Origin of the sequence: Flagellimonas meishanensis (genome assembly GCF_019880545.1) — a bacterium.
GTDB classification, from domain to species: domain Bacteria; phylum Bacteroidota; class Bacteroidia; order Flavobacteriales; family Flavobacteriaceae; genus Flagellimonas; species Flagellimonas meishanensis.
Genome location: NZ_JAINVW010000002.1, coordinates 46503 through 59531, shown reverse-complemented (window position 1 = coordinate 59531; position 13029 = coordinate 46503). Strand labels below are relative to the sequence as shown.

General features: G+C 43.1%; 9 protein-coding genes. 7 read left to right on the top strand and 2 right to left on the bottom strand.

Annotation, left to right across the window (positions count from 1 at the left end; genetic code table 11):
* Nucleotides 1-21 precede the first annotated feature (21 nt).
* From K7G75_RS06835 to K7G75_RS06820, 4 genes are all read left to right on the top strand, one after another.
* Nucleotides 22-1197 carry a DUF3667 domain-containing protein gene (locus K7G75_RS06835; protein WP_262420274.1) on the top strand — a complete coding sequence of 392 codons (1176 nt, stop codon included), beginning with the start codon at nt 22-24 and terminating at the stop codon, nt 1195-1197.
* 3 nt (nt 1198-1200) lie between these two features.
* On the top strand, nt 1201-1587 hold the full coding sequence (gene apaG, locus K7G75_RS06830; protein WP_222983513.1) for a Co2+/Mg2+ efflux protein ApaG: 387 nt from the start codon (nt 1201-1203) through the stop codon (nt 1585-1587).
* Nucleotides 1588-1660: 73 nt separating this feature from the next.
* Nucleotides 1661-3289 (top strand): L-glutamate gamma-semialdehyde dehydrogenase, encoded by a 1629-nt coding sequence (gene pruA, locus K7G75_RS06825; RefSeq protein ID WP_222983512.1) that lies wholly within the window; start codon nt 1661-1663, stop codon nt 3287-3289.
* 109 nt (nt 3290-3398) lie between these two features.
* Nucleotides 3399-3923, top strand: a complete 525-nt coding sequence (locus tag K7G75_RS06820) for a DinB family protein (RefSeq protein WP_222983511.1) — start codon at nt 3399-3401, stop codon at nt 3921-3923.
* A gap of 184 nt (nt 3924-4107) precedes the next feature.
* On the opposite strand, the gene K7G75_RS06815 is transcribed toward K7G75_RS06820, so the two are convergent.
* Together K7G75_RS06815 and K7G75_RS06810 are read right to left on the bottom strand one after the other, a co-directional pair.
* Nucleotides 4108-5943 carry a glycoside hydrolase family 13 protein gene (locus K7G75_RS06815; RefSeq protein WP_222983510.1) on the bottom strand — a complete coding sequence of 612 codons (1836 nt, stop codon included), beginning with the start codon at nt 5941-5943 and terminating at the stop codon, nt 4108-4110.
* A gap of 44 nt (nt 5944-5987) precedes the next feature.
* Nucleotides 5988-7049, bottom strand: coding sequence for a LacI family DNA-binding transcriptional regulator (locus K7G75_RS06810; RefSeq protein ID WP_222983509.1), 1062 nt, complete (start codon nt 7047-7049; stop codon nt 5988-5990).
* 220 nt (nt 7050-7269) lie between these two features.
* Between K7G75_RS06810 and K7G75_RS06805 the strand changes: the two genes are divergently transcribed.
* Genes K7G75_RS06805 through K7G75_RS06795 form a run of 3 tightly spaced genes read left to right on the top strand, consistent with a single transcriptional unit; the run spans nt 7270 to nt 13012 of the window.
* Nucleotides 7270-10248 carry a SusC/RagA family TonB-linked outer membrane protein gene (locus K7G75_RS06805; protein ID WP_222983508.1) on the top strand — a complete coding sequence of 993 codons (2979 nt, stop codon included), beginning with the start codon at nt 7270-7272 and terminating at the stop codon, nt 10246-10248.
* Between the two features lie 10 nt (nt 10249-10258).
* The gene (locus K7G75_RS06800; protein WP_222983507.1) at nt 10259-11872 is read left to right on the top strand and encodes a RagB/SusD family nutrient uptake outer membrane protein; all 1614 of its coding nucleotides are present in this window, start codon (nt 10259-10261) and stop codon (nt 11870-11872) included.
* 18 nt (nt 11873-11890) lie between these two features.
* A complete protein-coding gene (locus K7G75_RS06795) occupies nt 11891-13012 on the top strand; it encodes a SusE domain-containing protein (RefSeq protein WP_222983506.1) in 1122 nt (373 codons plus the stop codon).
* Nucleotides 13013-13029: the final 17 nt, after the last annotated feature.

Here is a 13029-nt window from a genome sequence, read left to right as displayed (position 1 = left end):
CCGGTGGCCAAAAAAACTGGTTTGATATCCAAAGGAAGGTATGAACTCAAGTTCCGGGGGACCGAATGCCTCAATTGTGGGCATATTTTGGATATGAGCGACAAGTATTGTCCCAATTGTTCACAAGCCAATAGCACCAAAAAACTTACACTTAAGGTTTTTTTTGATGAATTCCTATCCAGCTTGATCAATTACGACTCCAAGCTTTTGAAAACTCTGTACGCCCTCCTTCTGAGGCCGGGCAGGATAACCAAGGACTATATTGAGGGAAAGCGTATTTCCTATACCAACCCTTTCCGATTCCTGTTGAGTCTGGCCTTTCTATATTTTTTGATGGTCACTTATAACAACCAATTTGATAATCTGGACCGATTGGCCAAGGAATATGACCAAAAAACAGGGAATGATCGTATCCGCGTCGATCTTTGGAACAACAAAATACTTGCGGACAGTGCCAAGATAAAGCAAGGAACCGATAAGGTTTTGGCCAAATTGGATTCAGCCCATGTGAACACCGCGGAAATAAACGAAGGAATTCATGAACTGGATTCTTTGGGCCTGCTGAATTTTGGAAGCGATGATCCCAACAAGGATTCCATTATGCTTGCCGAGCCCAAGTCCTATTATGAGTCCATAAAGGACGAAAAAGGATTTGCGGGCCTTGGCAATAAGATTGAATTCTTCACCAACATGATCAGGCACGACAACCTTGAAGACTTTGGGCAGGCCAATACAAAATATGGCGTTCCCGATAACCAGAACGACAAAATGGCCTTCAATTTGGCCAGCAGTATAGTCAAGGTGGTCCGGGAGCCCGGTTCATTCATCAATTCAACAATTTCCAAGCTGCCTTTTGTTATATTTTTCTTTTTACCGGTCTTTGCGGTGTTCATTTGGCTGGTCTACATCAGAAAAAAATATACCTACACCGATCATCTTATATTTAGTTTCCACAACCAGTCATTATTATTTATCTTGCTCATCCTTAGCCTAATCATAGACACTATTTTCGATAAGTCAAGTGCAGGTATTTTTTTAATTATTTTTGGGATATATCTGTATAAGGCCATGCGGAAATTTTATGGACAGGGAAGATTTAAAACAATTTTGAAATACCTCTTTTTGAACACAATGTTCAGCGTTTTGGCACTGTTTGCCGTAATCGCTTTGTTCACTGGGAGCATTTTTACCTATTGATCTATGTTCACACAAGTCACCAAAGGAATCAAAGTATCGGTCCAAACCACTTTTGAAGGCACTTTTTTCAAAAACTATAAGATGCACTATGCCTTTGGGTACAACATCACCATAGAAAACCTGAGCAAGGATACCGTTCAGTTGATTGCCAGACATTGGGATATTTTTGATGCCCTCAAGGAAATGGAGACCATAGACGGCGAGGGTGTCATCGGTAAAAAACCCGTGATCAAACCAGGTAAGTCGCACACCTATAGTTCGGGTTGCCTGTTGGCGTCACCAATTGGGGCCATGCAGGGCCATTACCATATGGTAAACTTCACAACATCCGAAGAGTTTGAAGTGGACATACCCACTTTTAAGTTTGCCGCACCTTTTGCAATAAACTGATCAAAGATCTTTTTCTATTCCTTTTGCGATTCATTACCTTTGATGGAATTTTTAACACCCTAAAAAAAGCATCATGGGAAACGGTTTTTTTCAAGTTCCAACAGCATATAACGAACCCGTAAAGAGTTATGCTCCCGGCTCTCCAGAGCGGGAAGAAGTCCTCAATCAATATAATACCTACTACAATGGAAACGTTGAGGTCCCTCTCTATATTGGATCAAAAGAAATAAAGACTGGGAATACCAGGCCGATGTCGCCTCCCCATGAGCACAAGCATGTGGTAGGTCATTACCATTTGGCCGAAAAAAAGCATGTTGAGGAAGCTATTACCAATGGTTTGGAAAGCAGGGATGCATGGGCCAATCTTCCATGGGAGCAGCGTGCGGCCATCTTTTTGAAAGCTGCCGAACTGTTGGCCGGCCCGTACAGGGCCAAAATAAATGCGGCCACCATGATGGCCCAATCCAAGACCATCCATCAGGCAGAGATAGATGCCGCCTGCGAACTTATCGATTTTTTGCGTTTCAATGTGGAGTTCATGTCGCAGATCTATGGTGAACAACCTGAATCTTCAGAAGGCATTTGGAACAGGGTGGAATATCGTCCTTTGGAAGGTTTTGTATATGCCATAACCCCGTTCAATTTTACCGCCATTGCAGGAAACCTGCCGGCCAGCGCAGCCATGATGGGCAATGTGGTCCTATGGAAACCCAGTGACAGTCAAGTTTTTTCCGCAAAGGTCATTATAGATGTTTTTAAGGAAGCTGGACTGCCTGACGGGGTCATCAATGTGGTTTTTGGAGACCCTGTAATGATCACCGATACCGTACTTTCCAGCCCCGATTTCTCTGGACTTCATTTTACGGGTTCCACCTTTGTGTTCAAAGAACTTTGGAAACAAATCGGGACCAACATCCATACCTATAAAACCTATCCCAGGATAGTAGGCGAAACTGGAGGCAAAGATTTTATAATCGCCCATCCGTCGGCCAAACCAAAACAAGTATCAACAGCCATCATTCGGGGCGCATTTGAATTGCAAGGTCAAAAATGCAGTGCGGCATCAAGGGTCTATCTTCCTAAATCCATCGCCAATGAGGTTTTGGAATTGGTGAAAAAGGATATTGCCTCCTTCAACAAACCTGGATCTCCAGCGGATATGAGCAACTTTATTACCGCAGTAATCCATGAAGGATCATTTGATAAACTGGCCAAATATATTGACCAAGCCAAAGCGGACAAAAATGCTGAAATTATTGCAGGAGGTGGTTACGACAAGTCTGTAGGTTATTTTATAGAACCGACGGTAATTTTGACCCAAGACCCTAAGTACACAACCATGTGTACCGAACTTTTTGGTCCCGTGGTCACGGTTTATATTTATGAAGATAAGGATTGGTCCGCTACATTGAAATTGGTTGACGGCACTTCTGAATATGCGCTCACAGGAGCCGTGTTGTCCACAGACCGCTATGCCATTGAAGAAGCTACGAAGGCACTGCAAAACTGTGCCGGGAACTTTTATGTGAATGATAAACCCACTGGAGCCGTGGTTGGCCAGCAACCCTTTGGCGGGGCGAGGGCTTCGGGAACCAACGACAAGGCTGGTTCCGCACAGAACTTGTTGCGTTGGGTATCACCTAGACTCATCAAAGAGACCTTTGTTACTCCTGAAGATTATCGCTATCCGTTTTTGGGATAATCCAAAGTTTACGTTTCATAGGGCTTTAGATTAATTTAAGTACCGTGTTTAGCATGGAAAACTGAATATATTTAGTACATTGAATCTGATTCAAATAAACTATGGCAAAATGAAAAAATTGACAACCCTATTTTTAAGCTTTACCGCTCTTCTGGCCTTCTGCCAAGAGGAAGGCAACACCGTTACCTCGTCCATAAAAGGCATGCTTGCCTACAATCAGGGCCAGGTACTTCAACTAGCAGAAGCTTTCTCGGAAGAACAATATGATTGGAGACCCATGGAAGGAGTGAACTCTGTGGGCGAGGCATTGATGCACATCGCAGGGGCCAACTACTATTTGGCCTCCAAATTGGGTTTTGCACCTCCTGATGATGTGGACATGATGAATTTGGGCAAGGTAACCGGAAAAGAGAACATTGTTGCAGCACTTAAAAAATCAAATGCATTTGTCCTTGACAAAATCGAAATGGTGGAATCTGAAAATTTTGATGAAGAAGTGGACTTCGGATTCGGTAAGTTCAACCAACTTTCCGGTTTGCTTATCATCATGGAGCACAATGGAGAACACAAAGGCCAATTGATTGCCTATGCACGTTCCAATGGGGTGGTACCTCCCTGGAGCGCTGCACAATAGTATTTTAAGCCCCTTATAAGGGGCTTTTTTTTTATATGTCAACCATCAACAAAAAAAATAAGGGTGGTAATGACCGTATGGCACGTGACATTACAATGCCGTCAACCGGACAAGATTGGCATTATATAAGTTGGAAAATTATAACATTAAAAAACGGATTGACTTTACCAAACTGGATATACTATCATAGAATTTCGATAATCATAGGCGATTTGCCTGGGACTTCCAGTGTACCTTCCAAGGAGATTTTTTTGTTCGAAATCACTTCAAGACCTTGACCATATCCTCCAAGCATTTCTTGAAACCGAGATAGTTCAAGTTCTTGGGGCTTTGAGCTGTTATTTAGTATGACCATCACCCTTTTGCCATCATTGTATCGGAAGAAAACGTAAACATTGTCCATTGGAACGAACTGCATCGTCTTTCCAGTATGGATCACCTCTTTGTCCTTCCTCCAGTTAAGAACCTTTTTTGTAAAATCGAAATAGGCTTTTTGCTGGTCGGTACGTCCTGATTCTGTAAAGGCGTTGTTTTTATCCTTGGGCCATCCGCCGGGAAAGTCCCTCCGGATATCGCCATCACCTACTTCTTTCTTGCCCTTCATTCCAATTTCGGTGCCGTAATAAATTTGGGGGATACCCCTTATGGTGGCCAAAAGGGTCATCACCAATCGATAATCCTCGAAATTGGGGTAGATTTCATTGATTCGCGGTGTGTCATGGTTTTCGGCAAAGACCATGATATTGTTGATATCGGGATACAAAAAGTCGTTGACCATATTTTCGTAGATTTTGACAACTCCTTTGTCCCGTCTGGCCTCTTGTTCGTGGAACACTTCCATAATCGCGTCGTGAAGGGTAAAGTCCATGACACTTGGACAATGGGTGTTATAGCTTTGTAACGCCCCTATGGCACTGTCTTTCTGCCAGTAGGCAATCTGTGCCTGGTCGTGTAGCCACACCTCACCAACAATGTTGAAATTGGGATATTCATCCATTATGGCTTTGGTCCATTTTGCAATACCCTCTTTGTCATTATAAGAGTAGGTATCCACACGAAATCCATCCAAATCTGCAAATTCAATCCACCAAATAGCATTTTGGATCAAGTAGTTGAGCATTAAGGGATTTTTTTGGTTCAAATCGGGCATGGAGCGTACAAACCATCCATCCATACAATGCTTGTAATCTGCTTCGGAAGCATTTGGATCATACTGGGTGGTCATACGATACGAAGTATTTAGATATCCCGGCCATTGATTGATCCAATTGTATGTAGGCAGGTCTTTCATCATCCAATGCTCAATGCCCCAATGGTTGGTCACATAATCCATTATCAACTTCATATCCCTTTCGTGCATTTCATCGGCCAGGCGTTTGTAGTCATCGTTGGTGCCGAACCGAGGGTCGATTCGGTAGACATCACTTTGCGCATAGGTGTGGTATGAATAGCGTTCGTCATTATCCTCCAGCAGCGGAGTACTCCAAATGGCGGTGGCCCCCAAATCTTTTATGTAGTCCAAATGGTCGATAATGCCTTGAATATCCCCACCATGACGGCCACCATCAAAACCTCTGTCCGCCTTTTCCTTCAGGTCTGGATGGGAATCATTTTCTGGATTTCCGTTCGCGAATCTATCAGGCATGATGAGGTAGATCACATCACTGGAATCGTACCCCTTTCTTAAGGCTGAATTATCCCTACGTTCTTTAAGCTCATACGGCTGGGAGAAAGCGACCCGGCCATCTTTGGAAAACTCGATGTCAAACTTTTTTGCAGGCATTTTCTTGGTATCCACAGTAATAAACACATAATTTGGATTCTCTGTTTTGATGATTCCGGATAGGGTTACTCCCTCCTTGATGGTGACATCATAACTGCCAATATCCTTGCCATAAACCATAATTTCAAGTAAGGGATTGTGCATACCACTCCACCAAAAGGGTGGCTCCACTTTTTCAATTTGACCAAAAAACGAAATGCTGTAGAACAACAGCGCGATTAAAAAAGTAGATCTCATAATTTTATTGATTTACGTTATGTGCTTTGAAAAAAGTCTAAATTTTAAGGATTTCCGCTGAAACCTTTCTTAGTGGAATCACGCTCAACCAACTCCGTTTTAACAATGTGGGTGGTAAAAATGGATTGGTCCTCATCAGCTTCCAAAGTATCGATCAAGATTTTTGCAGCCAATTGTCCCATTTTTTCGCCATGCTGCTTTACCGTGGTAAGACTTGGGCGCGAATGTTGGGAAAGGATGCCATCGGAAAAACTTATAACTGAAAGATCATCGGGAATTTTAAGGTCCCTCATTCGAGCCACATTCAAAGCGGTAACGGCATAGGTTTCATTTACAGCAAAGACCCCGTCGATATCAGGAATCACATCCAGTTTCTTGTTGATCTCCGCCTCCAGAAAAACCTGGTACTCATCCATCCCCCCAATATCGTCCACTTTTACGATAAGATTATCGTTCACCTCTATCCCAAAATCATTCAACGCTTCAATATATCCTTCGGTCCGCAGTTTTCCAATATTGATATAATCCTTGGTAGTGAGCAACAAAATCTTTTTGCAACCAGTTTTCAATAAGAGCGAAACGGCTTTTCTTGCACCTTCCTTATCGTCAACAATTACCTTATCACTATCCAATTCGTCCACCACCCTATCGAACATAACCACCGGAATACCTTGGTCTATGCATTCTTTAAGGTGGTGGTAGTCTTTGTTGAGCAACGTTTCTTTAGAAAGGGAAATAATGAAACCGTCAATACCGCTATCTGCCAAAAGATCCATGTTGATAATCTCCTTTTCCATGGATTCGTTGGACAGTCCAATCACAACGTTATAACTTTTTGAGTTGGCCACCTTTTCGATTCCACTGATCACCTTGGCAAAAAAATAGTGTACTATTTCAGGGATGATCAAACCGATCGTTTTTGATTTTCTGTTTTTGAGATTTATCGCAATACTGTTGGGACGATAATTATGATGCTGGGCAAACGCCTGCACTTTATCTCGATTTTCCTGACTTATCAGCTTATTGTTATGAAGTGCCTTGGAAACAGTAGAAATAGATAAACCCAACTCCCTGGCAATCTTCTTTAGGGTCATTCTTTGTTTCATGGCAAATACGAATTTAGCGATTGAAAAGTATAAAGTTTATCATTGTTTTCTACTTAGCACACTTTTTTAGCAGTTGTCAACAAAAAGTTTTTAACCGTAAAACGTTGTAAGTGGCCAGGACCCTTCAGAAACAAATTTTGTAATATAAAAATTACATACTTTTCAGGGATTCTTAACAATGCTTTAACAATAACCAAATAAGCAATAGCTAAAAAACTTTATGAAAATAGTACAAAAGTTTCTTCTAGTTATCCTATTTGTTTTTCCCGTGATGATTTTTGCACAAATCACAGTTGGTGGAACGGTCACTGAGCAGACCACAGGGTCTCCCCTGCCCGGTGCCACAATTATTATCAAGGGAACTTCCACGGGTACTAGTACAGATTTTGACGGAAATTATCAGATAGCTGCCAGCATTGGAGATATCCTGCAATTTTCCTATGTGGGTTACCAAGTTTTGGAACTTACCGTTTCTGGACCCACATTGAACGCGACTCTCGTTGAAGATGCACAGCAACTGGATGAGATTGTAATCATTGGTTATGGCACCACCACCAAAAAAGATGCAACTGGTTCCGTGATCGGGGTAACTGAGGAAGAGCTGAACCAAGGTTTCATTGCTTCACCACAAGATCTTTTAGTAGGTAAGGCTGCAGGTGTAAACATTACGACCAATGGGGGTGCACCCGGAAGTGGAAGTCAAATACGTATACGGGGAGGGTCCTCCTTGGACGCCAGTAATGACCCCTTGATCATCGTAGATGGTGTTCCATTGGACAGCCCTGGGGCCGATGAACAACGTAATTCCGGCTCACGAAACGTTTTTGATTTCGTTAACCCCAACGATATTGCCTCTTTTTCCATTCTTAAGGATGCCTCTGCCACGGCAATCTACGGCTCAAGGGCTTCTAACGGGGTAATCATCATCACCACCAAAAAGGGAGCCACTGGAGATCTAAAATTTTCATTGAACACCTCTGCTTCCGCAAGTACCATTAAAGAGGTCATAGGTGTTTTCGGTGCCGAGGATTATAGAGAACTTATTGGACAGCGCTTGCCTAACCGTGTTGAAGATCTTGGGCCGGCAAATACCAACTGGCAAGAGCAAATCTTTTCATCAGCTTTGGGAACCGACACCAATTTTAGCGTGAGTGGAGGTATTAAAGGCATACCCTTCCGGGCCTCCATAGGATATACACAACAAGATGGAATTCTAAAAACTGAGGCTTTGGAACGTACCACGCTCTCCCTTAATGTTACACCACGACTATTCGATGATAAACTCAAGATAGAAATTAACGGTAGGGGCTCTTATGTGGAAAACAACTTTGCCGATACCGGTGCCATTGGCAGCGCTTTGGAATTTGACCCAACCCAACCAGTTTTTGATGCATCCCTTCCAGGGGGATTTTTTGATTACTATGAAAATGATGGAACCGCGACCACCAATACCATAAACAATCCTCTTGCACTTCTGCAACTTCGGGACAACGGTGCCATTGCAAGAAGATTTGTCGGGAACGCGAAGTTTGATTATCAACTGCATTTCTTTCCAGATATTACAGCGACCTTGAACCTGGGAATTGATAAATCCATGGGCGACGGTACGGATAATCAACCTCCAACTTTGGCTGCCCAGGCCATCGTGGACGGTCGAATCAGAACTTTTGAGCAGGATGAAGAGAACAAACTCATGGACTTCTATTTAAAGTATGCCAAAGAATTTGATAAGATCGACTCCCGACTTGACTTTACAGCAGGTTATTCCTATCAAAATTTTTATGAAGATAGAATGAGTGTGGATTTACGTGGAGATGGTGTCGGAGACCCTCTGATTATCAACACCATTTTGGAAAGTAACCTGCAATCATTCTTCGGAAGGTTCAACTATACCTTAAAGGACCGATATCTATTGACACTCACTTACAGAAGGGACGGTTCTTCTCGATTTGGAGGTGATAATAGATGGGGTAATTTCCCAGCTGCTGCCTTGGCATGGAACATTACCGAGGAGGATTTCCTGGCCAACTCTAAAACGCTCTCCAATTTAAAGCTAAGGTTGGGTTGGGGTATAACCGGGCAGCAGGATGTGCTTCAAGGAACCGATACCCAACCCTTTTTACCCCAGTTTGCTCCCAGTGAAAATGGGGCATCCACACAATTGGGTCAAGATGCCAACGGCAACCCTGTCTTCATTACCACCATTCGGGCACAACCTTTTGATGCGAACATTAAATGGGAAGAGACCACAACCTACAATATTGGTTTGGACTTCGGCCTCTTCAACAACCGTATAAATGGAGCCATAGAGGCATATTACCGTGAGACGGAAGATTTGTTGAGTACGGTCAATGTTGCGGCAGGCAGTAACCTTACAAACCGTCTCCCCACAAACATCGGAAGCCTTACCAACAAAGGGGTGGAGTTTTTCTTGAATGCCGCTATTTTCGAAAGAGATGATTTTTCATGGCATCTCGGTTTCAATTTTGCATATAATGATAATCAAGTTGAGCGCCTGTTTTTAACCGGCAATAATCCCGGAAGCGGTATTCCCGTAAGCGGAACCTCTCTGATAGGTATTGGCGGAGATGACGGTGCACAATGGCATCTGGTCGGTGAACCCACCAGAAGCTACTTTGTCTTTGAACAGATCTATGATGAACAGGGGGTGCCCATTGAAGGTACCGTAAGAGACTTGAACAACGATAACATAATCAATGATTTGGATAGAAGACCATACAAGCAAGCGGCCCCATTGGCAATCTTTGGCTTGAACAGTAGATTTAATTATAAGCAGTGGGACTTTAGCTTTTCGGCCCGTGCCAATTATGGTAATTATAATTATAATGGTATTGACCTTAACCGTGGTAATTATAGAAATCTGAACATTGGTCAGGACCTAAGAAATGTGGCCACCTCGGTTTTACAATCGAACTTTCAAGGGACCAATAATCAGATAACATTTTCGGACTATTATGTACGTGATGCATCCTTTATTCGAATGGACAACATGACCCTGGGTTATACCATTAACAAGCTATGGAAAGAGGATACAAGAATGCGCATTTTCAGTACTTTACAGAATGTTTTCCTAATTACGGAATATGACGGTCTGGATCCGGAAATAACCAACGGAATTGACAACAATATTTATCCTAGACCCTTTACCGTACAAGTAGGATTGTCATTGGACTTTTAAAATCAAAGAGATGAAAATCAATAAAATATACAAGCTCATTTTTATTCTTGCATTCGGTTTGGGCCTTTTTGGTTGCACCGATGATTTGGATAACATTGCGACGAACAATGTCAACTCTGAAAATGCCTTTGAAGACCCAGAAAGCTATTTGCAGTTCTTGGCCAAAATATATGCGGGTTACTCAGTAACCGGACAGCAGGGCCCATCGGGACAAGGGGACCTTATCGGTTTTGATGAAGGTAATTCACAGTATACCAGAACCTATTTTTATCTTAATGAACTTACCGCAGATGCTGTAAAATGGCGTTATGATGATGCTGGGGTGAGAGAACTTTTGATCAACACCTGGACACCTGACAATGATGTGATTTCCGTTGTATACAACCGCATCATTTTTCAGGTAACACAGGTAAATGAATTTTTAAGACAAACCACACAGTCTACATTGGACAGCCGAAACGTACCTGCTGATGTCCAAGCCGATGTTGCTTTCTATCGCGCAGAAGCGAGGTTTTTAAGGGCCCTTAGCTACTATCATGCACTGGAACTGTTTGGGGGCAATGTTCCCTTCGTGACCGAGGAAAACCTACCAGGTGCTTTCTTTCCCGAACAAACAAATGCTGATGATTTATTCAGCTTTATCGAGGCTGAATTGCTTGAGATAGCCGACCTATTGGTTCCTGCAAGGCAAAATGGATACGGGAGGGCAGATCAAGCAGCGGCCTGGACATTACTTGCACGACTCTACTTAAATGCTGAAGTCTACATAGGAGAAGATCGTTACAGTGATTGCTTAAACTTTTGCAACAGGGTTATTGATGCAGGATATGTGCTTCATCCCAATTACAATGAATTGTTCCTTGCCGACAATAACACCGCACAAGGGATTATTTTTCCTATTACACATGATGGGATAGAAACACAATCCTTTGGCTATATGTTCATTTTGGTAAATGGAACTTTGGATGCCAACATCAATGCATCTGGGGATTTTGGAGCCAATACAGGCGGTTTCGCCGCTTTGACCTGCAAAGAAAGTTTTGTAAGGCTATTCGAATTCCCGGGAGACGACCCTTTTCAGGACAGTCCAGACATAAGAGCCTCCTTTTTCTTTAAGGATGGACATTCTCTGGAACTCACCTCCCCGCCCACTGGAAGTGATTTTCAGGAAGGTTTTGGCTATACAAAGTTCAGAAACCTAACTTCCTCAGGAGCACCAGGACAAGACAATACCTATCCAGATATCGATTTGCCACTGTTTCGACTTGCCGATGTCTACCTTATGTACGCCGAGGCCTTCTTAAGAGGAGGTGGCGGTGATGAGGCCACGGCACTGGGTTATGTAAACCAAATAAGGCAAAGAGCCTATGGAGATACCTCGGGCAATGTCACCTCCTTGGACCTTCAGTTTATCTTGGATGAAAGGGGCAGGGAACTTGGATGGGAAGGCTATCGAAGAACAGACTTAATACGTTTCCAGCAATACACCGGAAACACGTACGTATGGGATTGGAAGGGTGGAATTGAAAATGGTACATCCATCCCTGATCATCTGAAAATTTTCCCGTTACCATCGGGAGATTTGAATGCCAATCCCAACTTAGATCAAAATCCAGGTTATTAATTTAAATTGTTTATGAAGATGAAATACTTAGCAAAACTATTGACATTTATTGTAATATTCTCCTTCCTTGCGTGTGAGGAGGATGATCCCGTGGAAGTGGCGTCTGTGGTAGCACCACCCGCCCTGTCCTCTGAACTAAACGGAAGCACCATAGTATTGACAGAAGAAACATCATCCAATATAGCCGTTACTTTTACATGGTCCCCGGCGGATTTTGATGTCACAACCGTGGAGAATTATGAACTGTTATTGGGATTGTCCGGAAATGAGTTCGCTACCCCTTACAGCTTTGGTGTAACCACTAATACCTTTACATCCATTACCGTTGGGGAATTGAACAACTTGCTGCAAAGCACATTCAATCAACCAGTCACCAAAGATGCTGAGGACAATACCATTCCCGTGGAACTGGAAGCCAAGGTTGTAGCTTCATTGGGAAGTTCGATGTCCATGGAGTCCGGTGTCATCAGCTTCAACGTTGTACCTTTCGAACTTGAAACCTTTGTTCCGCTTAAGGAGCTGTTCTTCGTAGGGCCTGCCACCATCTCTGGTTGGGAGAACAACAACAATAACCAGATTCTTTTTAGAGCTCCGGACAATGAAAATATATATAACTATACTGGCTTTTTTGCAGCGGGTGAATTTAAAATATTGGAAATACTGGGTCAGTGGCAACCCCAATGGGGAACCAATGGTGGCAACACGGTTGAAGTAAACGACGGAACGGGGAGCGACCCAGGCGCTTTCTCAAATGGGGCAGATGGATTTTATTCCTTCCAGATAAACCTTGAAGATGCAGTTTTCAGTTTTGAAGCCTTTGATGCTTCTGGGGCTGCCGACTACACCACAGTAGGTTACATTGGCTCTGCAACAACTGGTGATGATACCGGATGGAATTCCGATTTGGATTTCACACAATCTTCTTTTGATACACACATCTGGTTTGCTGCCGATGTTACTTTGTTTGATGGAGAAATGAAATTCCGGGCCGAAGATGACTGGGGAGTAAACTGGGGAGGAGACACGGCTATTTCGGGTGTCGGAACCCAAGATGGGCCAAATATCCCAGTTGCCGCCGGAACATATGATATTTGGTTCAATGACCTTGATGGCCGTTACATTTTGGTTCCTAAGAACTAATGCCAAAATTGATTTGT